Origin of the sequence: Syntrophothermus sp., from assembly GCF_013314835.1 — a bacterium.
GTDB lineage: Bacteria > Bacillota > Syntrophomonadia > Syntrophomonadales > Syntrophothermaceae > Syntrophothermus > Syntrophothermus lipocalidus.
Genome location: NZ_JABUEX010000004.1, coordinates 65,033 through 90,008, shown reverse-complemented (window position 1 = coordinate 90,008; position 24,976 = coordinate 65,033). Strand labels below are relative to the sequence as shown.

At 51.9% G+C, this 24,976-nt stretch carries 23 protein-coding genes and 1 pseudogene; 17 read left to right on the top strand and 7 right to left on the bottom strand.

What is annotated here, in order from left to right; all coding sequences use genetic code 11:
- A pseudogene (locus HPY90_RS02890) lies at nt 1-589 on the top strand (methylmalonyl Co-A mutase-associated GTPase MeaB); the annotation flags it as partial.
- 110 nt (nt 590-699) lie between these two features.
- On the top strand, nt 700-1,656 hold the full coding sequence (gene mnmL, locus HPY90_RS02885; protein WP_287190942.1) for a tRNA modification radical SAM protein MnmL/YtqA: 957 nt from the start codon (nt 700-702) through the stop codon (nt 1,654-1,656).
- Between the two features lie 26 nt (nt 1,657-1,682).
- Here the strand turns inward: mnmL and tsaA are convergent, their stop codons facing one another.
- Nucleotides 1,683-2,084: a tRNA (N6-threonylcarbamoyladenosine(37)-N6)-methyltransferase TrmO gene (gene tsaA, locus HPY90_RS02880; protein ID WP_287190940.1), complete on the bottom strand. Its 402-nt coding sequence runs from the start codon at nt 2,082-2,084 to the stop codon at nt 1,683-1,685.
- Nucleotides 2,085-2,337: 253 nt separating this feature from the next.
- On the opposite strand from tsaA, the gene HPY90_RS02875 reads away from it, so the two are divergent.
- Complete coding sequence (locus HPY90_RS02875) at nt 2,338-3,483, top strand: CapA family protein (RefSeq protein ID WP_287190938.1); 1,146 nt, start codon at nt 2,338-2,340, stop codon at nt 3,481-3,483.
- On the opposite strand, the gene HPY90_RS02870 is transcribed toward HPY90_RS02875, so the two are convergent.
- Entirely contained in the window at nt 3,440-3,871 is a 432-nt protein-coding gene (locus HPY90_RS02870) for a hypothetical protein (protein WP_287190935.1), read from the bottom strand. The genes HPY90_RS02875 and HPY90_RS02870 overlap by 44 nt on opposite strands.
- 366 nt (nt 3,872-4,237) lie before the next feature.
- On the opposite strand from HPY90_RS02870, the gene HPY90_RS02865 reads away from it, so the two are divergent.
- From HPY90_RS02865 to HPY90_RS02835, 7 genes are all read left to right on the top strand, one after another.
- Nucleotides 4,238-5,812 carry a class I SAM-dependent DNA methyltransferase gene (locus tag HPY90_RS02865; RefSeq protein WP_287190933.1) on the top strand — a complete coding sequence of 525 codons (1,575 nt, stop codon included), beginning with the start codon at nt 4,238-4,240 and terminating at the stop codon, nt 5,810-5,812.
- Entirely contained in the window at nt 5,805-7,130 is a 1,326-nt protein-coding gene (locus tag HPY90_RS02860; protein ID WP_287190930.1) for a restriction endonuclease subunit S, read from the top strand. Before HPY90_RS02865 ends, HPY90_RS02860 begins: the two co-directional genes overlap by 8 nt.
- Nucleotides 7,127-7,933, top strand: coding sequence for an abortive infection family protein (locus HPY90_RS02855; protein WP_287190928.1), 807 nt, complete (start codon nt 7,127-7,129; stop codon nt 7,931-7,933). The genes HPY90_RS02860 and HPY90_RS02855 overlap by 4 nt, the downstream gene beginning before the upstream one ends.
- 75 nt (nt 7,934-8,008) lie before the next feature.
- Nucleotides 8,009-8,935 (top strand): trypsin-like peptidase domain-containing protein, encoded by a 927-nt coding sequence (locus HPY90_RS02850; protein ID WP_287190926.1) that lies wholly within the window; start codon nt 8,009-8,011, stop codon nt 8,933-8,935.
- A 244-nt stretch (nt 8,936-9,179) separates the two neighbouring features.
- Complete coding sequence (locus tag HPY90_RS02845) at nt 9,180-10,886, top strand: hypothetical protein (RefSeq protein WP_287190924.1); 1,707 nt, start codon at nt 9,180-9,182, stop codon at nt 10,884-10,886.
- A gap of 1 nt (nt 10,887) precedes the next feature.
- A complete protein-coding gene (locus HPY90_RS02840) occupies nt 10,888-14,037 on the top strand; it encodes a type I restriction endonuclease subunit R (RefSeq protein ID WP_287190921.1) in 3,150 nt (1,049 codons plus the stop codon).
- Nucleotides 14,038-14,195: 158 nt separating this feature from the next.
- Entirely contained in the window at nt 14,196-15,296 is a 1,101-nt protein-coding gene (locus tag HPY90_RS02835) for an NAD(P)/FAD-dependent oxidoreductase (protein ID WP_287190918.1), read from the top strand.
- On the opposite strand, the gene hepT is transcribed toward HPY90_RS02835, so the two are convergent.
- The 5 genes from hepT to HPY90_RS02810 form a co-directional block, all read right to left on the bottom strand.
- Nucleotides 15,293-15,697, bottom strand: a complete 405-nt coding sequence (gene hepT / locus HPY90_RS02830; RefSeq protein WP_287190916.1) for a type VII toxin-antitoxin system HepT family RNase toxin — start codon at nt 15,695-15,697, stop codon at nt 15,293-15,295. The genes HPY90_RS02835 and hepT overlap by 4 nt on opposite strands.
- Complete coding sequence (gene mntA, locus HPY90_RS02825) at nt 15,687-16,097, bottom strand: type VII toxin-antitoxin system MntA family adenylyltransferase antitoxin (RefSeq protein ID WP_287190912.1); 411 nt, start codon at nt 16,095-16,097, stop codon at nt 15,687-15,689. The genes hepT and mntA overlap by 11 nt, the downstream gene beginning before the upstream one ends.
- Before the next feature lie 190 nt (nt 16,098-16,287).
- The gene (locus tag HPY90_RS02820; RefSeq protein ID WP_287190909.1) at nt 16,288-17,172 is read right to left on the bottom strand and encodes a hypothetical protein; all 885 of its coding nucleotides are present in this window, start codon (nt 17,170-17,172) and stop codon (nt 16,288-16,290) included.
- A 63-nt stretch (nt 17,173-17,235) separates the two neighbouring features.
- On the bottom strand, nt 17,236-18,828 hold the full coding sequence (locus tag HPY90_RS02815; protein WP_287190906.1) for a glycoside hydrolase family 57 protein: 1,593 nt from the start codon (nt 18,826-18,828) through the stop codon (nt 17,236-17,238).
- 2 nt (nt 18,829-18,830) lie between these two features.
- Nucleotides 18,831-19,484 carry a DUF4912 domain-containing protein gene (locus HPY90_RS02810; RefSeq protein ID WP_287190901.1) on the bottom strand — a complete coding sequence of 218 codons (654 nt, stop codon included), beginning with the start codon at nt 19,482-19,484 and terminating at the stop codon, nt 18,831-18,833.
- 101 nt (nt 19,485-19,585) lie between these two features.
- Here HPY90_RS02810 and HPY90_RS02805 point away from each other — a divergent pair, with 101 nt between their 5' ends.
- From HPY90_RS02805 to HPY90_RS02775, 7 genes are all read left to right on the top strand, one after another.
- On the top strand, nt 19,586-21,562 hold the full coding sequence (locus HPY90_RS02805) for a glycoside hydrolase family 15 protein (protein WP_287190898.1): 1,977 nt from the start codon (nt 19,586-19,588) through the stop codon (nt 21,560-21,562).
- 61 nt (nt 21,563-21,623) lie between these two features.
- Nucleotides 21,624-22,346, top strand: a complete 723-nt coding sequence (locus HPY90_RS02800) for a CPBP family intramembrane glutamic endopeptidase (RefSeq protein ID WP_287190895.1) — start codon at nt 21,624-21,626, stop codon at nt 22,344-22,346.
- Between the two features lie 83 nt (nt 22,347-22,429).
- Nucleotides 22,430-22,732 carry an FmdB family zinc ribbon protein gene (locus HPY90_RS02795; RefSeq protein ID WP_287190892.1) on the top strand — a complete coding sequence of 101 codons (303 nt, stop codon included), beginning with the start codon at nt 22,430-22,432 and terminating at the stop codon, nt 22,730-22,732.
- Nucleotides 22,733-22,775: 43 nt separating this feature from the next.
- Entirely contained in the window at nt 22,776-23,603 is an 828-nt protein-coding gene (locus HPY90_RS02790) for an HAD family hydrolase (protein ID WP_287190889.1), read from the top strand.
- A complete protein-coding gene (locus HPY90_RS02785; protein ID WP_287190885.1) occupies nt 23,563-23,841 on the top strand; it encodes a late competence development ComFB family protein in 279 nt (92 codons plus the stop codon). Before HPY90_RS02790 ends, HPY90_RS02785 begins: the two co-directional genes overlap by 41 nt.
- Nucleotides 23,822-24,289, top strand: a complete 468-nt coding sequence (gene rnhA / locus HPY90_RS02780; protein ID WP_287190882.1) for a ribonuclease HI — start codon at nt 23,822-23,824, stop codon at nt 24,287-24,289. Before HPY90_RS02785 ends, rnhA begins: the two co-directional genes overlap by 20 nt.
- Before the next feature lie 35 nt (nt 24,290-24,324).
- The gene (locus HPY90_RS02775; RefSeq protein ID WP_287190878.1) at nt 24,325-24,975 is read left to right on the top strand and encodes a YkgJ family cysteine cluster protein; all 651 of its coding nucleotides are present in this window, start codon (nt 24,325-24,327) and stop codon (nt 24,973-24,975) included.
- Nucleotide 24,976 lies beyond the last annotated feature (1 nt).

Genomic DNA, 24,976 nt, shown 5'->3' with positions numbered 1-24,976 from the left:
CGTACTGGATGCGATGGGAAAAGACATGATAATAGTCGAGACAGTAGGAGCGGGGCAGCAGGAAGTAGACATCATCAACCACGCTCACACCGTGATAGTGGTGCTGGTACCGGGCATGGGGGATGCGATACAGGCGATAAAGGCGGGGATAATGGAGATAGCGGATATATTTGTGATAAACAAGGCGGACCGGGAGGGAGCCGGGAAGCTTTATGCTGAAGTGAACATGATGCTAGACATGTCGCCGTCGTTTCCTGGAGGCTGGAGGCCGCCGGTGATAATGACCAAGAACATTTACGACCCGCACCAATTTGCCCAGGACGTAGAGGTACTGGCGGAGAAGATAGAGGAACACTACAAGATGCTGATAGAGAACAACATTTTAGGTGAACGGCAGAGAAGGAAGGCCTTATACGAGCTTAATGAGGCATTAAGGAGTTATATACTGGAGCCGATTTTAGACGAGCTGGTGAGGACGGGAGAATTCAGCCAGATGGTAGAACAGCTGGTAGCCAAAGAAGCTGACCCCTATACGCTGGCTGAGGAGGTTGCCCGACGGTATATGAACGGGAAGGTCAGTGTTTGTTAAAAACGGGTGAGTTGGTCGGGAAGGGTGATGAGAGTCACCCTATTATTTTTGATCAGTCGTGCTTGGATCCACGGTTTAAGGCAGTATAGGTGAAAGAGAGGTTGACACGGATGCCGGATTTGCCCTATAGAGCGTATTCCGAGCACTTGAAAGCCAGATTTGGCCAAAAGGTGTACAAGCTACCCGTTAACCTGGCGGGAAGCTGTCCCAACCGGGACGGGAACCTGGGATGGGGGGGCTGCATCTACTGCGGCGAGGAAGGGTCGGGCTTCGAGTGTTTGCCCAACTGGATAGGAGTAAAGGAACAGCTGGAACGTAACAAAGCATATATCGGGAGAAACTACGGGTCACGCAAGTTTATCGCCTATTTTCAAGCTTTTACCAACACCTATTTACCTTTAGAAACCTTTGCCCAGAACATCGAAGCGGCGGTTGGGGATCCGGATATAATCGGGCTTTCCATCTCCACGCGTCCCGACTGTATCAGTGACGATTATCTCGATCGGTTGGCAGAAATAACCCAAGGTCGGGAGTTAGCGGTGGACATAGAGCTGGGCCTGCAGACCGTCAACTACCGGACCCTGGCTAAAATTAACCGCGGCCACACCCTGGCCGAGTTTATCGACGCGGTCCTCCGGGTTAAGCAAAGGGGTTTCGCGGTCTGTGCTCACCTCATCCTGAATCTGCCCGGTGACGAGGAAATAGATGTCGTCGAAAACGCTAAAGTGTTGTCTGCACTTGGGGTGCAGTATGTAAAGCTACACGCCCTGTATATTCTCAAGGGCACCGTGTTGGGAGAGATGTACGAGCGGGGAGAGGTACAGATAATCTCCCTAGATGAGTACGTGGAACGAGTGATCGCTTTTCTCGAGTACCTCCATCCAGATGTGGTAATCCAGCGGCTGATCGGTAGGGCGCCTGCCAAGAATACATTATTTTGTAATTGGGGTGTAAGCTGGTGGAAAATAAGAGACATGATCATTGAGCGAATGAAAAGCCGCCAGAGCTTCCAGGGTTGCAGGTGCGATTACCTCAACGGGAAGGCCCTGCGCAAGTTCCGTCGGTAGTGGATAAGTGCTACTTGACGATGGTATTAGCGGTCCAGTCCCGTCTCTTCAGGCAATGCCGGCTTGATATCTAAAAGCGGGGTTCCGTCTAGGGCATCCAGCCCGACTACCCGCAGTTTGTTCCTCTCTTTTTCGATTAGCCTGACGACCGATAGACCGATGGGGTTTGGACGATCGGGCGAACGGGACGCGAATACCCCTTTGAGTTCGGATTGACCGCGCGGGTAGACCCGCAGAGTCTCGCGACGGGCCTGATGCAGCCAGTAAAGGACCACCAGGCGGTCAAACTCCTCCACTCCCTCCAGAGCTGGAAGGAACTCTTCACAGACTTCGATGACACATTCATCGACTGACTCATATCCGCTCTTGGGAGCTTCTTCACGAGTTGGATAAGGGGAACGTATAACCCCAATCGTGATTAAATTCATAACGCCGCCTCCATCAGGTAGGACTTCCACGTTCGAGAACGAGAACAGGAAACATTTCATCGCTCCAGCTGTTGGTTTGATTATAGACCAACTTCGAGGTTAGGGATAATACCTTCTTTGCACATTAGTGGGCAGGTTTGCCATGGATTCGGTCACAACCAAATGTTCGAGTGGACTTGCCCCACGCGAAGAGAGGAATTTGTTGTCGTTCGGCGAAACCAGTGATTACAGACTACCGAACGGAGGCAAGTGAGTGAAGGTTGGGCGTTGGTTGTTATGGTCAATATTTTGTTTGTTTCTCCTGGTAGGATGCAAGGGATCCGAACTGGTTACCGGCCCAAAGCTGGAACCGGTAGAATCGGTGTCTCAACCGCAGTCAATAGAGATGGTAGCTGTCGGTGATGTGATGTTGGCACGGAAGGTTGAACGCCTGATTGCCAGCCAAGGGGAGGGGTATCCTTTTGCTCGATTAGGAGATAGCCTCAAGGCAGCGGACCTCGTTTTTGGTAATTTGGAATCGCCTTTATCAGAAAGGGGAAGGCCTCTACCGGGCAAAGGGATATGTTTTCGAGCCCGACCAAGCATGGCAGCCGAGCTGGCCCGGCAGGGATTTGATGTCTTGAGCATAGCCAACAACCACGCTCTCGACTATGATACCCCGGCTTTTGAAGACACCCTTCGGTTGCTGGGCGAGGCGGGAATCAGGACGGTAGGAGGAGGGGGAAACATTACCGAAGCCAGAAGCCCTGTGATTCTGGAAGAACAGGGACTCAAAATAGCCTTTCTGGCCTACACGGAGATGGCGGACATATACTTTCATCCCAAGTATCAAAGAAGATTTCAGGCTACCCAGGACGTGGGTGGGGTGGCTCCTCTGGTGGAAGCTGACGTAAAAGAAGACATAGCAGCCGTTCGTGATAAGGTCGATATCCTGGTACTGTCCCTGCACTGGGGAACCGAGTACAGCGACAGGCCGACGGATGGGCAGCGCCGGCTGGCCTGGGAGTTTATCGATGCGGGGGCTGACATTATACTAGGGCACCACCCTCATGTGATACAAGGGGTGGAAAGATACGGGCGCGGGATTATCGCTTACAGCCTGGGAAATTTTATTTTCGACCAGAACCAGAAGCTCGCAACCAAGCAAGGTATGATGCTGAGGTTCAAGGTTTCCAGGGGAGGAGTAGAGGAAGTCACGGTACTACCAGTTTTCATCAATGAAAGCCAACCGGTAGTGGCATCCGGGGAAGAGGGAAAGCCGATTCTGGAGAGGATAAGCGCCCTTTCCCAGGACCTGGGCACGAAGCTTACACTAAACGAAGACCGCGCGGTGGTGACCCTGAATCCGGAAAAGGCTACCACCATGCCAATTGAACCAGCACAAGCAGAGAGTGAGTAAAGAAAAGCCAAGCGCTGGTGCGCTCTATCTTCCAGTTAAACAGATACTTCAACGGAATCCGCCCCCGGAAGAACTGGTTCATGGATATTAAAAGCAAGGTCAAATGCATGAACTCAAACCCGACAAACAAACCGGTTAAGACCCGGAAGAGCAGGTTTTGAATGACCAGAAAAACCAGCACGAAATAAAGAGTTTCGACTAGAAAGCTGCCTCCCAGCATCAAACGCAGGTGCCGGCGCGACTTCTCTTTATGCGATATCATCCAGTCGGCTAGACCGGATAACAACATTTTTTCAAATTCTTCTGGCTTCGATCTGATAATGTAGAGAAAATATACGGAGTAAACCAAAAGGAGGCAAACTGCAAGAATAGCCAGACCCGTTTCCATATCGAGACTCCCATCTTTTTTAATACAATATAGCATATAGGACCAAACCGAGCCAGATTGAGCGCGCGGAGTTCGGTGTTGGAACGCAAATAACGTCGTCTCAGAAGCTTGTGCTCTAAAATCGTGCACCTAAGGAGGAAATATAAGGATAAAAATAGAACCAAGAATAATTGCCAGAACGGTTCAGAACTTAAACTGAGAAGTGCTATGCAACAGGAACAAAGAGGAAGCCTCAGATGGCTGAACGCAGACTTTACTATTCCGCGTCGGAAAAGTAGCTTCCGTAACCGGTTTGCGAGATATTTGGACTAGGCAATCTGCCCATGATTGAGGACTGTAACGACCAATGGGGCTGGAGGGATAAGCATGGCAACAAAGAAGAACAATGAAAACTCTGCCAATCTGGGCTTCGAGGCCCAGCTGTGGAAGGCTGCTGATGCCCTGCGCAACAACATGGATGCTGCCGAGTACAAGCATGTGGTACTTGGCCTCATTTTGCTAAAGTACATTTCTGATGCCTTCGAGGAATATCACGCCAAACTTCAAACGGAGCCTTATGCCGACCCGGAAGATCCCGATGAGTACCGTGCCGTCAACATTTTCTGGGTACCTCCGGAGGCCCGCTGGTCGTATCTCAAAGCCAATGCCAAACAGCCCACCATCGGCCAGCTGGTTGACGAGGCGATGATCGCTATTGAGCGGGATAACCCATCGCTTAAAGGTGTGCTACCTAAAGACTATGCCAGGCTGAACCTTGACAAGGCACGCCTGGGCCAGCTCATTGACCTGATAAGCAGCATCGGCCTTGGTGGTACCGAAAACCGCTCTAAAGACATCCTCGGTCGGGTCTACGAGTACTTCTTGCAGCAATTCGCCAGTGCCGAAGGTAAAAAGGGCGGCCAGTTTTATACTCCTCGATGCGTGGTGCAGCTACTTGTGGAGATGCTCGCCCCTTATAAGGGCCGGGTCTATGACCCCTGCTGCGGATCCGGCGGCATGTTTGTGCAGTCGGCAGAATTCATTGAAGCCCATGCCACGGGCAATGGTAACGGCGGCCGTGCTAAAAGGGAGATCAGCATCTATGGCCAGGAATCCAACTACACCACCTGGCGGCTCTGCAAGATGAACCTGGCCATCCGAGGGATCGACGGCCAGATCGCCCACGGCGACAGTTTCCATAACAACCAGTTTCCGGACCTCAAGGCTGACTACATCCTTGCCAATCCGCCATTTAACGATAGCGACTGGCGGGGAGAACTGCTGCGTGAGGACAAACGCTGGAAATTTGGCATCCCGCCTGTATCTAACGCCAACTTCGCGTGGGTGCAGCACTTCATCTATCATCTCGCACCAAACGGCATTGCCGGGTTCGTGCTTGCCAACGGCTCTATGTCCTCGAACCAATTAGGCGAGGGCGAGATTCGCAAGAACATCATCGAGGCGGACCTGGTGGACTGCATGGTGGCGCTGCCAGGCCAGCTCTTTTACTCCACGCAGATCCCTGCCTGCCTATGGTTCATCGCCCGCAACAAGAAGGGCGGCACGGGGCTTTCGGGCAGGCCCCTGCGCGACCGCTCTACGCAGGTGCTCTTCATTGACGCCCGCAAGCTGGGCGTCATGATGGACCGCGTGCACCGCGAACTAACTGCCGAGGACATCCGCAGGATTGCCGACACCTACCACAACTGGCGCGGTGATGGCGACGGGAAATATCAGGACGTGCCGGGTTTCTGTAAGGTAGCAACGCTGGAAGAAATCCGCAAACATGGCTACGTGCTTACTCCGGGTCGCTATGTTGGGGTCGAACAGGCTGAGGATGACGACGAGCCCTTTGAGGAGAAGATGGCGCGGCTGGTAGCCGAGTTGAGGCAGCAGGCTGAGGAAGCTGCTCGGCTGGATCAGGCTATATGGAGGAATCTGGAGGAGTTGCGGCATGAGTGAGTGGCAAGAAACAACGATAGCGGAGGTTGCATTCATTTCAAGTGGCAAACGTCCGCCCGTTGTGCGAGAAACTCCAGCAGACGGATGCCGCATCCCTGTGCTCGGCGGCAGCGGAATCATGGGGTACACTAATGAGCCCTTGTATAATCATCCGGTTCTTGTGACGGGCCGGGTGGGCACACTTGGACAATTGTACCGCTGTACTGGTCCGTCATGGCCATCAGACAACACCCTGGTTATTGTCGCGAAACATGATCGGATCAATCAAGACTTTCTTTACTACGCCCTTCGTACTCGCATTGAGCAAACTGTCCGCCTCAATCGTGGCAGCAGCAATCCCCTCATAACCCAACGCGATCTTGGATCATTGTCTATCGTTGTGCCTTCTATTGACCAGCAGCGGGCTATCGCCCAAATCCTTGGCACGCTGGACGACAAGATCGAGCTTAACCGACGCATGAACGAGACCCTGGAAGCGATCGCACGGGCTGTGTTCAAGTCGTGGTTTGTGGACTTTGACCCAGTAATTGATAACGCATTAAAAGCCGGCAAGCCAATCCCAGATAAGCTGAAGGGAAAAGCCGCCCGCCGCCGTGAAGTCCTAGCCCGTGCCCGGGCTGAGGGTCGCCTTGCTGGGTTGCCGGAACACTTGGCAAGGCTGTTCCCCGATGAGTTCGAGGAAAGCGAGTTGGGGTGGATACCGAAGGGGTGGAGAGCAGTATCACTACCGGAAGCCGTAGAGGTTAACCCTCTCAGAAAACTTCGCAAAGGAGAAATAGCACCTTACCTCGATATGGCTAACATGCCGACTCGGTCTGCTCGTGCTCTTAGGTTCTGTTATCGTAAGTATACTTCAGGAACACGTTTTATCAGTGGAGACGTACTCTTGGCACGCATTACACCTTGTCTCGAAAACGGCAAGGTTTGCTATGTAGACTTTGTGGAGAAGGACAAAGTTGGCTGGGGATCGACCGAGTATATTGTTCTTCGCTCGAAACCTCCACTTCCTTTGGAGTATGTCTATTTTTTGATACGAACCGAAGAGTTTCGTACTTTCGGTATTGCAAACATGACTGGAACGAGCGGAAGACAGCGTCTCTCAGCAGAGTCGCTTAAGTATTATCTTGTTGTGGTGCCGACAGTTGAGATTGCTAAAATTTTTGGCGAATTCGCTTCTCTAATATTTGCAAAGCTGAAGGCGAACGATGAAGAATCCCTCACCCTCGCCACCCTGCGCGATGCGCTGCTGCCCAAGCTTATCAGCGGGAAGATCCGGGTGAAGGATGCGGAAAAGTTTTTGGAGGAGCAACAATTATGAGCGACCTGTCCTCCAGCGAAAAGGTGCTCTTTGAGCGCCTTTTCGGCATGCGCAGTGGTTACGTCCTCGACTTTACAAACGCGACTTTTGCTGAGTTCTTCCGTGAGCATGGAATAGACATCTATTCGGAACGCTACGCATTCAACGGCAATTCCAAGGCTAAGCGGCTCCGTGCATTTTGGGAATTGGAACCGAATGACCTCGTCGCTGATGTCCTGTCGGCGATGTTAGATTACTGGACGAGAGTAGTTCCAACTCCCACAGACGATCAGCTTGCCTTAGGAGAGAAATGCAAGCAGGTTATCCATCGACTTCGTACATCCGGCCTGACGCACCCATCTTTAGACAACGTGAAGGGACTAGCTGCGGTGTTCAACGCCCAATACCTGAAGAACCAGATCCAGCGGATGGATCAGGCTGTAGACTCGGATCCCGAACTGGCAATCGGCACGGCGAAGGAATTAGTGGAAACATGCTGCCGGACTATTTTGGGAGAGCAGGGCAAACTGGTGGATCGATCGTGTGACATACCACAGCTTGTCAAGGCAGTGCTGAAAGAACTTCCGCTGTTACCCGAAAACGTGCCTGAGTTTGGGAAGGGGACTGAAATCATTAAACGACTGACCAGTAATTTGGCATCCGTTCTGCAGGGGTTGGCTGAGCTGAGAAATCTCTATGGAACTGGTCATGGCAAGGAGGCTGAGACGCAGTCGATCACGCCTCGCCATGCCAAGCTCGCGGTTGGCATAGCAGCGACATTGGCAACATTTCTGTTTGAGACGCATAAGGAGATGGGGAGATGAACAGGACCCGCACCCTCACCGCCCTGCACGACATGCTGCTGTCAAAGATTATCAGGGGAAAATTCAGGGGGGAAGATGCGGGGCGGTTCATGGGCAGTTCATGGGCAGCAAGGGGCTATCCAGCAAAGGGAGGTCCACCAAATGATTACGCCGACTATGTTTACCGAACAGTTGGTCTTTACCACGGTCCGTATAGAAACCACCTTGAAGGATGGCAATACAGGAGTAGGGACCGGCTTCTTCTTCAACATGAAAGTCGACGACAACAGAACATTACCATTAATAGTGACAAGTAAGCATGTGGCGAAAGATACCACGAAGGGCAGATTTCAGCTGCACGAGGCCCTACCTGGGGCAAGCCCACCTAAACCGTCCGGACAGTTCTTTACCGTAGAGCTTGACAACTTCGAGTCGCAGTGGATCCCCCATCCCGATCCGGCGGTGGATCTCTGCGCAATGCCATTCCAGCCCCTACGCGCTCGTGCTGAAGTAGCCGGGAAAGCTATCTTTAATGTGTCGTTTCACGAAGGACTGATTCTCTCTGGTAAGCAACTGGAGGAATTAAGCGCCGTCGAGGACATCCTCTTCGTGGGTTACCCCACCGGGCTATGGGATGAGAAGAACAACCTGCCACTAATTAGGCGTGGGGTGACAGCCAGCCATCCGGCATTGGATTTTGGTGGTAGACCCGTATTTGTTATTGACGCGGCGTGTTTCCCCGGCTCTTCTGGATCACCGGTGTTGCTTGCCAATTTGGGATCTTACTACACCAAGGACGGCAGCTTAGTTGTAGGTACCCGTGTCGCACTTTTAGGCGTCCTCTATGCTGGTCCGGAGATGACCGTAGAGGGTTCCATCGTTGCTAGGCCCATTCCGACAACCGTTCTTCCGGCGAGCATAACACGGGTAATGATTCATCTCGGCTACGTGATAAAAGCTAAGGAGATAGTGACGCTGGGTTCGCATGTCATCCTAGAGGCGGAGAACAGAGGGTGGCTATGAGGCGCCTTTGCGCAATTGTAGAGACTACGGGTGGAGCAAGCGGACCTCTTGTGGCTTGAATCGTTAGGCTCGTAAGGCTGGGTGGGTCAAGCATGGCCTGGAAATCGCACCAGCAAAGTTATTTGCCGACCGGACCATCTACAGCGAGGTGGTGCTTACGATGCGCCTGTGCCGAGCTATTGCTGAAGCTCATCCGCGGGGAGACTCGGAGAAAGGAAGCAGAAAGTTTTCTGGAGGTGAGCACATGAGGTTGAAGGACATAATAGATTATCTACGACACCAAGAAGTGCCTGTCGTTTCATCACAGGACGCATTGAGGACTTGGCACACTCACGAAGACTCGCTTAAGTTCCTCCTCTTTACAACGGACAATGACGTTCCGATCTACATCAGCGGGAGAAACTTCTTTCTTTACTCACTCATTGTTCCGTTGAAAAAACTGGGAGCCAACTACGTCGAGGATCTTCTCAAATGGAATTCCACTGCTAGTAGTGGTTATGGTTATGGATACTCCTATTCAAAAAGTGAACCTATGCCTTTCCTGAGTGAACCAATGGAACACACAGGGTCAAAAATCCTAGATGACAGTTTACCTGTGTTCTTTTTACGATATTTCCCCGGTTATAAGAATAGGGAGGCTTATGTAGAGATCAACCAGCGAATTAGCCACGTACTTGACATTCACTGGGTCGAGGAAAAACACGCCTGGTGCAAACTGAATGAACTCGGCGAGATCGTACCGATTGCCTATTGGGTGGAACAAGATGGCTTGATTTTATGTACGTTGCAAAAAGAAGAACTGGAGTTTTACCTTTTCTTAGCCAACGCTTGTTTGGTCAGAGTATTTGACGTGTCTCGGTCTTTAGCCTGGGCAGCTACCGCACCAGAAAATCGGCAAGATGATTTATATAAAGACGAACAGAATGAAATCTATGCACGCCGCACATTGCTTGGTGATCCTTACAACCCCATCGCAAGTATCTTCCGTGGCTTTCAGATCATCCGCTGTAAAAAGCCGCGCGCAGAGTTGCTACTGAAGCTTAAAGGAGAAGAACCTCGTGCATACGCAAGCTTCATCATCTGGGATTGGAAACACGGGACGATACGAGAATGGACTTCTGACCCGAAAAAACTTGGAAACTATTTCGTGGAATCTGACCTGCCTTTTGGAACATCGCCCGCCTTTTTTAAACCTGATGTTCTGCTTCGATATCGGCAGGATCCTTCACGCTATAAAGTACACGACCGTTGGATCGAATGCAAAGGTGCATGGTCTTTGCGATACGATATTAACGCAGAGGGGCAGGTTCATGTTTACATCTGTGACTTAAGCCACCTGCCATATCAGGAACAATTATATTGGAAAGCTTTTAATGAGCCTCCGAAAGCTGGTATATCTCTGCGTGCGTTCAAGACTGACTTTGAAGGAGAATGGGACGAGTTTTACGATCCTTTGCAGTCCCTCAAAGAAACGCTTAGGAAATTCCCGCAACAAGACGAAAAAGGAAACCTGTGTCCGATATGGAAAATGCCACAAGTCCCAGAAACCCGTGACTTAACATTTTTAGGATACGTCGTCACTGAGTCGCGCAAAGAGTGGGAGGATCAAATTCTGGCGCTTGCGCAGATTCTCGTCGAAGGATTGAATGCCTCATATATAAACAAGCTTGCTGAGGCACGGGGTTGTCGTGATGAGAAACTTGGTTCTATTAAGCAACTAGCAAGAATACTGGAATACGCCGCTCTTCCGTCAGATGAAATAAAGTTCATCATCGAGCCTCTTAATGAACTTTGGTACCTTCGTTCTGCTATCGTTGCCCACGCAGGCGGTAACCCGCCACGAGGCGACCTCCGTCAACACTTTCGGAGTTTGGTGGAAAAGTGTGACTTAGCGATGCGCAAGTTATCCGAGTTGGTTAAGACTGGTTGCTTGTCATACGGGAGTGATTGAAATGACCACTGATAGCTTTACCGAATCTATAGTGGAACAAGCCGCTCTGGCCTGGCTTGAGAGTCTGGGCTACACTGTCAAATTCGGGCCATCCATCGCCCCTGGCGAACCCGAGGCGGAACGCACCGACTATGGCCAGGTAGTGCTGGAAGAACGCCTGCGACAGGCGTTGGCAGGACTAAACCCAGACGTTCCCGCCGAGGCGCTGGAAGAAGCCTTTCGAAAACTAACACACACCGACGCCCCGACACCTGTCGCCCGCAACCGCGCCATCCACCGAATGATTGTGGATGGTGTCACCGCCGAATACCGCCGCCCCGATGGAAGCATTGGCGGCGTCCAGGTACGTGTGATCGACTTCGACAACCCCGAAAACAACGATTGGCTGGCCGTCAACCAGTTCACGGTTTCTGAAAACAAACGTACCCGCCGCCCCGATATTGTGGTCTTCGTTAACGGCCTGCCGCTTGCGGTCATCGAATTAAAAAACCCTGCCGATGAAGAAGCCACGATCTGGACGGCTTTGCAGCAGATCCAGACTTACAAACAGGAGATCCCGTCCCTCTTCGCTTACAACATTGCACTGGTGATTTCGGACGGCGTTAAGGCACGCATCGGCACCATTACCGCTGATAGGGACCGCTTCATGCCTTGGCTTACCATCGAAGGCGATACGATAGCACCGGATACCTTGCCGCAACTGGAAGTATTGCTGCGTGGGGTCTTCCAAAAACGCCGCTTTCTCGACCTAATGCGTTATTTCATCGTTTTTGAAGACTTGTCTGGCGGAAAAGTTGCCAAAAAAATGGCCGGTTACCACCAGTTCCACGCTGTCAATGTGGCCGTCGAAGAGACTCTGCGAGCAATACGTCGTTCGATAGCAAGGCAAGAGTTCCGCGAGGAGCCCGGGCGCTATGAAGCCGGTCGTCAACCAGGCGGTAACCCTGGAGACGGGCGTATAGGTGTGGTTTGGCATACCCAGGGTTCGGGTAAGAGCCTGACGATGGTCTTTTATGCCGGACGCCTCATCCTTCACCCGGCCATGGAAAACCCCACCGTTGTGGTAATCACCGACCGCAACGACCTGGACGACCAGCTCTTCGGCACCTTTGCACGCTGTCAGGAAATCCTGCGCCAGGCACCCGTGCAGGCCGAAAGCCGCGCAGATCTGCGTGCTAAGCTCCAGATAGACTCGGGTGGCGTGGTCTTCACTACGATCCAAAAATTCCTGTCCGAGGAGAAAGATGACCGCTACCCACTCCTCTCCGAACGCCACAACATCGTGGTCATAGCCGACGAAGCCCACCGCAGCCAGTACGACTTCGTTGACGGCTTCGCCCGCCATATGCGCGATGCTCTACCCAATGCCTCCTTTATTGCCTTCACTGGCACACCTATCGAACTCACCGACCGCAATACGCGGGCCGTCTTTGGCGATTACATCAGCATCTACGACATCCAGCGAGCAGTGCAAGACGGCGCCACCGTGCCCATCTACTACGAAAGCCGCCTGGCGAAACTCGAGTTGGACGAGGCCGAACGGCCTCGGATTGACCCGGAATTCGAGGAGGTCACCGAAGGTGAGGAAGTCGAGCGCAAAGAAAAACTGAAGCGCAAATGGGCACAACTGGAAGCATTGGTGGGAAGCGAAAAGCGCTTGTCCCTTATTGCCCAAGACCTGGTTGAGCACTTTGAGCGCCGGCTGGAGGCAATGGACGGCAAGGCCATGGTAGTGTGCATGAGCCGCCGCATCTGCGTGGCTCTCTATAACCAGATTGTGGCTTTGCGCCCGGAATGGCACCACGAGGATGATGACAAAGGTGTTATCAAAGTGGTGATGACCGGCTCGGCACCCGACCCTGCTGAGTGGCAAATGCACATCCGGAATAAGGCTCGGCGCGAGGCGCTCGCTCAGCGCTTCCGCGACCCCAACGATCCCTTTAAGATCGCAATCGTACGTGATATGTGGTTGACCGGCTTCGATGCACCTTGCCTCCACACTATGTACCTGGATAAACCCATGCGTGGCCATGGCCTTCTGCAAGCCATAGCGCGCGTCAATCGAGTATTCCGTGATAAACCTGGCGGTTTGGTGGTAGACTACCTAGGATTGGCGAACGAGCTCCGCCAGGCGCTTGCAACCTACACCGCCAGCGGCGGTACTGGGCGGACGGCTATTGACCAAAGCGAAGCGGTGGCGGTCATGCTTGAGAAATACGAGGTTTGTCTGGGCCTATTCCACGGGTTCGATTGGTCCAAATGGGTGACTGGAACGCCGGAAGAACGCCTCGCACTATTGCCTGCCGCACAAGAGCACATACTGGCCCAGGAAAACGGCAAGGAGCGAGTGCTTAAGGCAGCTGCTGAACTCTCCAAGGCGTTTGCTCTTGCCGTACCCCATGATGAAGCGTTACGCATCCGCGACGATGTTGGATTCTTCCAGGCGGTGCGTTCCGTGCTGGCTAAAGGTGCCCCGGGCGAGCGCAAGACCGAAGAGGAACTCGATCACGCCATTCGGCAAATTGTCTCTCGTGCCATCGCCCCGGAAGGGGTAGTAGACATCTTCGCCGCCGCGGGGCTTAAGAATCCGGATATTTCCATCCTCTCGGATGAATTCCTCTCCGAAGTGAGCGATATGCCGCAGAAAAATCTGGCCGTAGAACTGCTGCGCAAACTCCTTTCCGGAGAGATAAGGGCACGTGCGCGTAAAAACGTGGTGCAGGCACGCTCTTTTGCGGCAATGTTAGAGCAGGCTATCCGTCGCTACCAAAATCGCGTCGTAGAGGCGGCACAGGTTATCGAGGAACTCATTGCTTTAGCCAAAGAGATGCGCCAAGCAAACGAACGCGGCGAGAAGTTAGGACTTAACGAAGAAGAACTAGCTTTCTACGATGCTTTAGGAACTAATGGTAGTGCGATTCAAGTATTAGGCGATGAAAAGTTGTGCATAATCGCGCGGGAGCTCACTGCGGCTGTCCGTAGCAATACGAGTATTGATTGGACGATGCGCGAGAGTGTCCGCGCTGGTCTGCGTGTTATCGTGAAGCGTATCTTGCGTAAACACGGCTATCCTCCCGATAAACAGGAGAAAGCTACGCAAGTTGTTATTGAACAGGCCGAAGCATTATCCCAAGAGTGGGCGACGGCCTGATTATGTTGTTATCTGTGCTCAAGCGGCATCTCACGTCGGGTTATGTTGCGCTTCAATATTCCTAACATAGGCCCGTTGTCCGAGGGGTCTTTGATCAAGAAGGAATCAGATTTAGCTTGTTATGTATAGGACAGGTTCTTGAATTGAGGAGGTAAACCGTGACCTGGGACACAGTTGATGTTTTTGTAATAGGGGCGGGCGTAGTGGGCCTGGCAGTAGCAAGGGAGTTAGGTAAGAGGTTCCCCAGGAAGATCATCGGAGTAGTTGAGCGAAACCGTACGTATGGGCTGGAGGTCTCGAGCCGCAACAGCGAGGTGATTCATTCTGGAATTTACTACCCGGGCGACACGTTGAAAACGCGTCTGTGTCTGGAAGGGAAACAGCGTCTGTACGAGTACTGTGCCAAGCGCTCCATACCCTGCCGGCAGACGGGAAAACTGATAATCGCCACCGACGAAGCCGGGCTCGGTAAACTGGATGTTCTCGAGCGACAGGGGAAAGAATACGGTATCCCGGTTGAACGCTTGACCCGGAAACGAGTAGCTGAAATGGAACCGAATATCAGCGCTGTTGAAGCTTTGTTCGTCAGGGACAGCGGTCAGGTGGATGTTCACCGTCTTATGCAGAGTCTGTTTTTCGAAGCCAGGGAAGCGGGAGTTGATTTTGTGTTCGATTCAGAAATACAGGCGGTTGAGTACACGGGGAGCTTCTATAAGCTGCACAGCAATCGAGAAGTCATTCAGGCTTTAAATGTTGTAAACTGTGCCGGTTTGGGGGCAGAAAAAGTGGCACAATTACTAGGACTCGATACTGAGAGGTGCGGTTACCGGTTACATCCATGCAAAGGAGAATACTTCAGGATCAAGAAAAAGCTCTCAGTCAAACACCTGGTTTACCCGGTGCCTAAGGTCAACAGTCTCGGCATCCATCTGAGCTTCGATATGCAAGATAGAATCCGGCTGGGGCCGAACGCGTACTACGTTGACAACATCGATTACGGTGTAGACGAGTCCCACATAGACGAGTTTTACGATGCGGCAGTTGCGTACTTGCCTTTCATTCAAAAGGGGGACCTGGCTCCGGACTTCGCCGGGATCAGACCGAAGTTACAAAGACCAGGCGAAAGTTTCCGGGACTTTGTGATTGCCCAAGAGAGCAGTCGGGGTTATCCCGGCTGGATCAACCTTATCGGTATTGAATCGCCGGGATTAACCTCTTCGTTGGCGATAGCAGAGTATGTGGCGGCGATCCTAAGTTAGAGCCGCAGTACCACAGTGCAAAACGCTTTTAGGTCACCCAAGTGCTTCTCTACTATCTTCTGCACGATTTCCAGGTTCAGTTGCTGGTAATCGTGGACGGCTATATTGCGAAACCCCACCATAGCCTTAAGCCGTGCAGCCAATTCGTCGTGGACAATGCCGTTATTGCAGAGAATATCGAAGACCTCACGGCTGCTTTGAGGAATGCCCAGGCCTTTTTCAGAAACTATATGCATTGCCAGATCAATACACGCTTCGCATGCTCTTTGGATATTCAAAATGATGGAGTCCTGACGGGTAAAGTCTTTAAGATTACCCGGGTTGTTATCATACTCCTCGTTTATTCGTTTGATGCAGCGTTCGACCACCTGAACTTTGTTTAAGATGACGTCATTGTGCATAAACTGCACCTCTTTCCATTATCTTATCGAGGATGCAGCGGCGCTCTTCATTGAGCTTGGCGTATTTTTTCAACGCGGTCATAGCAAACACCATCCTCTCTCGGTCATCGCTGCAGAAAAGGACTTTTCCTTTTGCTACGATTTGCGCTTGCAACACCGTCGAAGCTTTCTTGAGGTCTACAAGATCGACATCGTGATTCAAAATACTCGCCAGTTCCTGAGCCACTAAGAATATGTCATAATCACTGAATACATCTTTGCTCAAGAAGGCTAGATCCACATCGCTGTCAGCACGCAACTTGTCCTGAACGGCCGACCCGAAAAGAATAATCAAAAACGCACCCAGCCTGTCGGTGAGATGTTCAACAATCGACTTGACCTCCCCATCACTAAGCTGCACAACGCATCCCTCCTTGGAGACAACAGGAAGTTCTATCTGCATTGTAGCAAGTTCACCCTGGAACTACAACACGAGCGGACCTTAAGTAGTTTCCTCCCATATCCTGCCCAGAGACTTAAGGAAGATTGTGCAAAACGGACAAACCCGGCGCTATGCCGGGTCTACTTGGCCATTATTCGTTTTCATTATGCTATGATTGCTGTCTTAGAACAAATTCATTCTTGAGGTTTTTCAGGTTATTCATGAGAATTTCCGATTTCAGCATCACGAGCTCGACTTGCTGTTTTTTTATGGCTTGTTCCAGGTCCTGGACTGAGAATTCGGTGCGGCTGATGATGCTTTGGTCTGCTCCCTGGGCTTGGGCCTTGAGGTGGTCCCAGTATTCCCGCAAACTGGCAGCATGCTGGCTGGCGGGGGTCCATTGGCCTTGGCTTGCTTTAAGCGTGGCAGCCATAGCCTCGTATTTGACCCGAAAGTAGTCTGGGGGAACAGGGGAAGTGAAGACCTCAACCACATCGGCGTAAGAACTATAAAGCTCGATGGCCGCCTCCAGGGCGATTTCAGGGTTTCTTTGGGCTACCGCGGCGGTGAGGTTTTCGAGGCGATCCTCGAACTGGGTGCGCTTGGAAGTACTGAGCCCGGCTTTCACTGCTTCCGGTTCCAGCATATTCCAGTTATTGTGCATGTTCTTGAGGGTTTGGTCCTCCTTACTCCAATTGCTGCTTTGAGAACCGGATTGGGACTTCTTGGATTGGTTTCCGGTCTCTTTTGACTTGGACTTGGTTTGAGCTGTCGAGGTTTTTTCCTGTTCAGAGCTTTTTTCAGGTTCTAACTTCGTGTTTTGGACAAGAGACGCCGGTTTGTTGCCGGATTTGTACTTGCTATCGACTGCTGCAATTATCTGTTCGAGGTCAGTAAGGAACCGGGACAGAGCCCCGGGAGCCTGCGGTTTTTGCCCGATAACAGGCCCCGGCTTTTTCGCTTGAGAGTTGCGTGAGCCCGAGCACCCCGGTAGTGTCAAGCTCAGGGCTAGAAGGATTATTAACATTAAAACTACGGGTGAACGCATTCTCAATTTTTATCCCTCCCGGGAAGTGGTTTAACAGTCGTGGTAGTGAATTTGCGCGGTCCCCAAAGGTTAACTCCCTGACACGTATACCCGGTAATCGATATTGGGAAAGATGTTGTTCCTGGCTTCTAATTCTTGAAGCCATTCGTCATCGCGGCGACCTTCCCGAAGCAGGTAATATAGTCTGGTGAAGTTGTTTACGTGTTCCTTAGTGCGGCGCACAGCGTATTCTACCATTGTCCCTGTCTTCATGATGAAAGCCCAGTCGCTGGATTGAGCCAGTAAGAGCTCCCTAGCAGCCTGGTTAAGCATACGCCTGATGATGTCATCCGAACTGGGATATCGGTTGGCCAGCTCGACCATGCGCTCACCTGCTTTGTGGAGGTGGCGGTAGATCCATTCATTAGACTTTTCCAGCCATACCTCGTTGTAGCCTTTATGTCCCCAACTGCAAGCATTAGGTACCGCTGCCTGGTTCATCGGATATTCTTCCAAGTAGTCGGAAGCAGTAGTCGTCCGGAACACCTGTTGGTCGTGAGGTATCTTGCGCAGGAGATAGTTGAGGAAATCGGGGCCTTCGAACCACCAGTGACCGAAGAGTTCAGCGTCGTAAGGGGCAACCACGATTGGTTTTCGGTCCAAAATTTGCGCTAGGTACTCGATCTGGCGTTCCCGATTGAACATGAAGTTGCCGGCGTGGATAGCCGCTTTTTGCCGGGCCCAGTCCGGTTGGTAAGGTTCCTTGTACTCGCCTTTGCCGGTTATGCGGTAATATTTGATCCCCGTATCCAAGCGGATCCCTTCCGGGTGGATGTACTCCTTGATGTAATCGAAGTCCAAGTCATAGCCTATGTCCCTGTAAAATTCGCGGTAGTCAGGGTCCCCGGGGTAGCCTTCTTTGGCACTCCACACCTGTTTGGAAGACTCGACATCCCGGCCAAAAGCCGCAACTCCGCTCCCAGGGCAGTAAAGAGGGGCATAGACCCCATAGCGGGGCCGGCGCGAAGCGTACATGATGCCGTGGGTGTCGGTGAAAAAATAACGAACACCGTACTCTTTAAGAACCAGGTCGTCCCCGGGTTTGTACCCGCATTCGGGAAGCCAGAGGCCACGAGGAGGCTGCCCGAATGTTTCGCGAAACACCTGGATCCCGACTGCTACTTGGGCCCGTACCTGCTCTTTCTGAATGCCTATCAGGGGTAAGTAACCGTGGGTGGCACACGTAGTTATCAGCTCCACCTTACCTGTTGCCAAGAGCTCCTGGAAGGCACGGATCAGCCGGCCTTTGTACCTGTGGAAGAGAAACCGGTAAGCATTGGTGAAACGGCGTTCGTACATCTGGGCGACATAGTTGAAATCGGGCATGTTCCGGGTTCGTACCAGTTCTTTTTCCGAGAGTTCCACCAGTTTTTCCAGGTGTTTCTTGTACCTCCTCATCAGAAGCTCGTCATTGAGCATGGTGATGAGGGTTGGGCTGAGAGATATCGTTAGCCGGAAATCGATCTCATCCTCCGCTAATCTGGTCAGCACCTGGACTAAGGGTATATAAGTTTCGGTTATGGCCTCATAAAGCCATCGTTCCTCCAAACAGTGTTCGCTCTCAGGATGACGGACAAAAGGCAGGTGAGCGTGAAGCAATAGCAATAAGTAACCTTTGATCACTGTCAGTCTCCTTTCCAGCCGGGCTCAAAATCGTAGAATGAAGGCGAAGTGGCGTCGAACGGGATGGCGCCTATTCTTTCAATTATTCTTTGCTCGTAGTCATTTACCATCATCCACTCTTCGTCTCCCAGAGTTGAAATGTCATTGCGGGGGGTCATGACCGCGTTGGATACCGTAATAGGGAGAAAGCCGGAGGGCGTAAGCAGCCCTAGTATACCGTAATAAGGGGTATTAGGTTTGCCTACGTGGATGTGCCAGTCCCCAACCAGGCTTTTGACCCGGATATCGAAGTGAGACCGAGGATCTGACAGTTCCAGGATTCGAAGGCAGATGTTATCATAAGTGGCTAGGTCACCATAAGAATGCCGGATGGCTTCCCAGCGGTTAGGCGCTATTTCCCAGTAAGCATACAGCCATTCCGGATCCCTGACCAAGAGGGTCAACCGCACATCGTGGTAATAGCGCGGCAGTTCCACGGCAAAGGCAGGCCGCGGTCTGGTTTCAACCGGCACACCCAGCTCGTCCGAGGCTTCAAAACTGAGGTCTGAAGGGCGTGGTGCCGGTTTCTTTGAAGGTTTGTTCTGCCGCCGCCCTACAGCCAATAAGGATATGAAAGCCAAAAGAAGAAAAAGAAAGAATAATACGTCCGGATTCATGATTTCCCTCCTAGGTGATCAATATTGAAAAACGAAACGAGGAATAATTACTGCAACGGGCTTATTATTCCCAAATACCTCATAATAAATGAGCGCGGGGGATGATGGTGAGACAAGTAGTGTTGGGCAATGGCAGTTTGTTGTTAAATTTTGATAATGAACTTAATATTCGGGACCTTTATTGGCCTTATGGGGGGTTCGAAAACCATGGAGATAGGAATCGCACTAATTTTGGCGTCTATACAGACGGGAAACTTTCTTGGTTTTTTGAAGACTGCTGGCGTAAAGAGATTTCCTGCACAGAAGAAACCCCGGTTACGGACATCCGGGCATCCAATCCCGAACAGCAGGTAGATCTTGTTATCAACGATGCCGTCCACTGGGCAGAAGATTTCTACATGAAAAAAATCGCGGTAAAAAACCGAAGCGTTTACCCCCGTGAAATAAAACTGGTATTTTACCAGGACTTATCCATCAAAGGAATTGAAGCCGGCGATTCGGCCGTTTATGATCCTCAAACCGGAGGAATATACCACTACAAAAAAGGATGTTATATCCTGGCCAATTGCCGAACCGATAAGGGTACGGCTAAAGAATACAGCACCGGAGTCAAGAGGTACCGGGGAAAAGAAGGTACTTACCGGGACGCGGAGGACGGTATGCTTTCACTGAACCCGGTTGCTGATGGGCCTGTTGACAGTGCTCTCTCCGTAAGCTTGAACCTGGAAGCAGGGGAGGAAGGCCTGGTCTACTACTGGCTCATCGTGTGTCACTCTCTTGCCGCTTTGAGAAGAGCCAATGACCGCTTTATGAGTAAACATCCGGAAACTTGGTTGCAAGAGATAATCAGGTACTACCGCCGCTGGATCAAGAGACAGGAACGAGATTATCAGGATCTGAGTCCGGAGGTACAGCGGGTTTTTAAACAGAGCTTGTTTACTATTAAGGCTCAAATGGACAGGAGAGGGGCGGTGGTTGCATCTTCCGATGCCGATACGTTTCTGGTGGCACGGGATCACTACATGTATTTATGGCCGCGGGACGGGGCCATGGTCGCTCACGCTTTGGACCTGGCCGGTTACCCTGAAGAGACCCGTAAGTTTTACACGTTTTGTGGTGCCCTGCTGTCAGATGAAGGGTATTTTCTGCAGCGCTACAACCCGGACGGAAGCCCGGGATGTACCTGGCATCCATGGCTCATGCACGGCCAGCCCTGTTTGCCTATCCAAGAAGACGAGACCGCGCTTGTGATATGGGCTCTGGGGCAGCACTGCCGGCTTTATCAAGATGAGGATTTTGCGAGGTCGATGTTTGAGAGCCTGGTCAGGCCATCCGTCAGGTTCATGCTGGATTACACCGATGCGGTTACGGGTTTGCCCAAGCCGAGCTGGGATCTATGGGAGGAGCGTTGGGGCATTTTCGCTTTTACCTGCGGGGCGGTGTATGGGGCTTTGCAGGCAGGAGCTCAGATGGCCCGGGCTCTCAATGCGATGGAACTGGCTGACGAATGCGAGAAAAGAACGGCTGAACTGAAGCAGGCGATGGTGAGGTGGTTGTATTCGGAACAGCTGGGACGGTTTGCCCGGGGCCTTTTAATCAGCGAACAGGATGAGATGATGACGGATCTCACCCTCGATTCCAGTCTGCACGGGCTATACGCGTTTGGAGCTTTTGCGCCGGGGGACGAAAAAGTAGTGAAAACTATTCATACCTTAAAGGAGGGGTTATGGGTCAAGACCTCCGTCGGCGGGATGGCTCGTTACCCTGGGGATTGTTACTTCCGAGTAGCCGACAATCTGCATGAGGTACCTGGGAATCCTTGGATAATCACTACTTTGTGGCTAGCAGACTGGTATATCCGGAGAGCGGAAGGCATTGGTGATCTGGAGCAGGCCCGTGAGCTCATCGAGTGGGTCGCAGCTAAGGCGGTAGGTACGTGTTCGCTGCCGGAGCAGGTTCATCCCTATACCGGCGAACCCCTGTCCGTAGTTCCTCTTACCTGGTCCCATTCCACCTTTGTGCAGGTAGTAATCTCTTACCTGGCAAAGCGGGCAAGGTTGAGGCAAGAGTTGCATTGAAAAGGATTTTGATGCCGGGGAGAGAATGTATTGATTAAAACGGAGTGGAGGCGGGCCGAGGGTGAGATTTCCGGGAGAGGACGTTCGTTGGGGTTTGTTCGAGGTTTTTGTGGTGCTGATTGTTACCTTCTTGGTAGTGCAGTCTTATCCGTGGTGGGGGCCCCAGGTTATGGCTTACCTGGTTTACAAGGGCTGGGTTTCAGCGACCTTGATAAACGAGTTTATTTTTACTTATTTGATTCAATTTGTGGTCATGGTGGGAGCGGTACTGGTTCTGGCCCTGGTAGTTCGCAGGTGTTCGCCGAATAAAATAGGCTTAACACCTACCAGGGGTAAAACGCTCATCGAGTGGGGGATTGGCGGGGGCATCTTGCTGTTTGCGGTTATCCTGGTCATGGGACTGATTTTGCAACGAGTATTTCCCGAGATCCCTCCTCAGGCGTTCGAGTGGGTGCTAAAACGGGTCGGCAGCCTGAAAGAATTCGTTCTCTTGTTAGTGGTAATAAGCGTACTGGCTCCTTTAGCCGAAGAGCTGTATTTTCGGGGATTTGTATATCCCGTCTTCCGCAAGTACACCGGAGTGACGGCCGGGATTCTCTTATCAGGGGCGTTCTTCGGAGCCGCCCACTTTGACCTGTGGCGGTTTATTCCGTTGTCGGTGGGAGGGGCGATTCTGGCTTTCGTGTACGAAAAGAGCGGATCGATATATCCTTGCTGGCTGGCCCACGGGCTGTGGAACGGGGCCATGGGGCTCGCTTACTACTTCAAGATACTCGCGGGTTGACTGCGGGCACTTGACAACCGTCGGGCGGATTCCAATAATTAGAGAGGAAAGTGAATTAAGAATAACGAGAGAGGGGTGAAGTTATGCCAGTCTACGATTACAAATGTCAGCATTGTGGTAAGTTTGAGATCGTCCAAAGGATAACTGCTCCCCCTTTAGAGGAGTGCCCGACCTGCGGAGGCAAGGTTGAGAGGTTGATCAGCCGGAACGTAGGTATAGTTTTCAAAGGCCCGGGTTTCTATACCACCGATTCGAGAGAAAAAGACCGCCTGCGCGAGCTTAACCGGGAGAGGCAAAAGGATAACCAGGCCTTGTTGGACGGAGATGTCGGTGGTTTCGTGAAACAGTCTGAAGAAACCGACAAGAAGATCGCTGAGATGGGTTAGGGAAACGGCGAGGCAGCCCCCCTTTTTGGCGGGGGCTTTTTTGTTGGTAGGAGGGAGAGGCCACCTGCTTGTCGAATCTGTAAAGGAAGATACGAAGGCAGGTGGGACCTTGTTCAAGGCCATCACGTTCGATTTTTGGAATACTTTGTATAAAGGGCCCGGAGCCAACGACGTTACGGAAAAGCGTATCGAACTGGTGCAAAAGGTGTTGCAGGAAGGCGGTTTATCGTCGGATCGGCGGGCGATAACCAGGGCTTTCAAACGTTGCTGGCAGCGGGCATATTTTTACCAGAGAATCAACGGGTTGGAGATAACCCCGCGGGGACACGTAGAGTGCATCAAGAAGATACTCGGGGTGAAGGCAGATCAGGTTTTAGACGATAAACTCTACCAGGCATATACCAGGGCCCTCTTGGAGGCTCCTCCCGAATTGAACGATGGAGCGAAAGATGTGTTGGCTGAGCTTAAGGGGAGTTACAGGCTGGCTGTCATCTGCAATACTGGGGCAACCCCTGGCCTCATATTGAGAAAACTGATGGCGGCCGATGGCATTCTGGGGTATTTTGACCTTACTGTTTTTTCGGACGAAGTTACCTGGGCCAAACCGAACATCAGGATATTCCGTTATACCTTGCAGAGACTAGGGGTCAATCCGTATGAAGCGGTACACGTTGGGGACGATACCATAACCGACGTCATCGGGGCGAAAAGGGCGGGAATGAAGGCGGTATGGATATTTCCCCAGGCGAATCGGCCTGTGCCTGAGTGCGACTGGCATATAAGGGATTTGCGTGAGCTCAGGCAGATCTTTGGGAAGGCGGTTGAATGCGGTGGAAGTGAAAAATGTAGTAGAAAGTTTGGTGTGGAATAACTTGGACAGCGTCCTTGCCCGCAAGGAAGGGGCATGTCGGTGTGAAAGGTGCCGGGCCGACATAGCCGCTTATGCGTTAAACCGGTTAAAACCCCGATACGTGGTGACTGCCAGGGGGGAGGTCTATGTCAAAGCTGAGTTTCTTACTCCTCAGTTTCAGCTGGATGTCATAACCGCCTTGGCAGAGGCCGTAAACCAGGTGAGCGAGCATCCTAACCATGGTCAACCAGAAGAATAAGCGTACGGTTGTTATTTATACCGACGGCGCCTGTTCTGGGAACCCGGGCCCAGGCGGGTGGGGTGCGGTGTTACTTTACCAAGACCGGCACAAAGAGCTAAGAGGAGGGGACCCAGAGACGACCAACCAGCGGATGGAGTTGACCGCAGTTATAGAAGCTTTGAGGGCCCTAAAAGTCGAAGGGTGGGACGTAGAAGTTTATTCAGACAGTGCCTACCTGGTTAACGCCTTTAATCAGGGTTGGCTTGAAAAGTGGCAAAGAAACGGCTGGAAGAACGCGAAAAACGATCCGGTAGCCAACCAGGATCTGTGGCAAGAGTTGCTTCGGTTGTCCAAGAAAAACAAGGTGAAGATTATCAAAGTAGCCGGGCATTCAGGCGACTTTTGGAACGAAAGGTGTGATGCCTTGGCGCGCCAAGCTATTAAAGAGATCAGTGGTCGGGATTGACTAACAGGCACGGTTGCAAGTTGGGAGCGGTTGTTTTGAAGGTTAGTGTATATAAAGACTACGAAAATGGAAGATTAGGTCTAGGGGTTAAAGTGGTGGCTGAAAAGGCTACACTGGCCGATCTCCTGGAAGCCTGGGAGCCCCTGGCCGACGACGACAGCGTTTTCAAACAGTACGCGCAAGACAACTACTCTCCATGCAAAGGGTGTCGGGTCAACTGCTGCAGGCAGGCTTACGTTATCCCGGACCTGGTATCCTTGAAAAAAATGAGCGATTACCTACGGTTATCGCCTTTGGAGTTTGCCATCCGGTACTTTGATCAAGAAAAACTGAAGCTGAACCTACCGCGATTACGGTCTTCTCCCTGCACGTTTCTGGTGGAAGACTGCTGTTCAGTATACCCGGCCAGGACCCTCATCTGCCGCTTTTACCTGTGCACGCATATCCTGGGAGAAACGGAAGAGCTCATTTACTCTATTGCTTTGGCCGGCATGGCCGCGACTCAGCTCTACCTTAACGGTCTGGGAATCATAGATCTCAGGGCCGAGGTTTGCGGAATGTCCAGCTATGAAGCATGTTTACGTAGCCTCTTAGACAGCTCGCGGGAGACCGAAGGGGCCAGGGCGTTTCTCGAGGCCCACGACTATTCGGATATACCCCTGACCGTTTTTAACCTCGGCAGGTGAC

What these genes read in the sequence shown, in the direction of transcription:
- mnmL (WP_287190942.1), top strand. Translation starts at nt 700, where the DNA reads ATGCCGGATTTGCCCTATAGAGCGTATTCCGAGCACTTGAAAGCCAGA.
- tsaA (WP_287190940.1), bottom strand. Translation starts at nt 2,084, where the DNA reads ATGAATTTAATCACGATTGGGGTTATACGTTCCCCTTATCCAACTCGT.
- HPY90_RS02870 (WP_287190935.1), bottom strand. Translation starts at nt 3,871, where the DNA reads ATGGAAACGGGTCTGGCTATTCTTGCAGTTTGCCTCCTTTTGGTTTAC.
- HPY90_RS02865 (WP_287190933.1), top strand. Translation starts at nt 4,238, where the DNA reads ATGGCAACAAAGAAGAACAATGAAAACTCTGCCAATCTGGGCTTCGAG.
- HPY90_RS02860 (WP_287190930.1), top strand. Translation starts at nt 5,805, where the DNA reads ATGAGTGAGTGGCAAGAAACAACGATAGCGGAGGTTGCATTCATTTCA.
- HPY90_RS02855 (WP_287190928.1), top strand. Translation starts at nt 7,127, where the DNA reads ATGAGCGACCTGTCCTCCAGCGAAAAGGTGCTCTTTGAGCGCCTTTTC.
- HPY90_RS02850 (WP_287190926.1), top strand. Translation starts at nt 8,009, where the DNA reads ATGCGGGGCGGTTCATGGGCAGTTCATGGGCAGCAAGGGGCTATCCAG.
- HPY90_RS02845 (WP_287190924.1), top strand. Translation starts at nt 9,180, where the DNA reads ATGAGGTTGAAGGACATAATAGATTATCTACGACACCAAGAAGTGCCT.
- HPY90_RS02840 (WP_287190921.1), top strand. Translation starts at nt 10,888, where the DNA reads ATGACCACTGATAGCTTTACCGAATCTATAGTGGAACAAGCCGCTCTG.
- hepT (WP_287190916.1), bottom strand. Translation starts at nt 15,697, where the DNA reads ATGCACAATGACGTCATCTTAAACAAAGTTCAGGTGGTCGAACGCTGC.
- HPY90_RS02810 (WP_287190901.1), bottom strand. Translation starts at nt 19,484, where the DNA reads ATGAATCCGGACGTATTATTCTTTCTTTTTCTTCTTTTGGCTTTCATA.
- HPY90_RS02805 (WP_287190898.1), top strand. Translation starts at nt 19,586, where the DNA reads ATGATGGTGAGACAAGTAGTGTTGGGCAATGGCAGTTTGTTGTTAAAT.
- HPY90_RS02795 (WP_287190892.1), top strand. Translation starts at nt 22,430, where the DNA reads ATGCCAGTCTACGATTACAAATGTCAGCATTGTGGTAAGTTTGAGATC.
- rnhA (WP_287190882.1), top strand. Translation starts at nt 23,822, where the DNA reads ATGGTCAACCAGAAGAATAAGCGTACGGTTGTTATTTATACCGACGGC.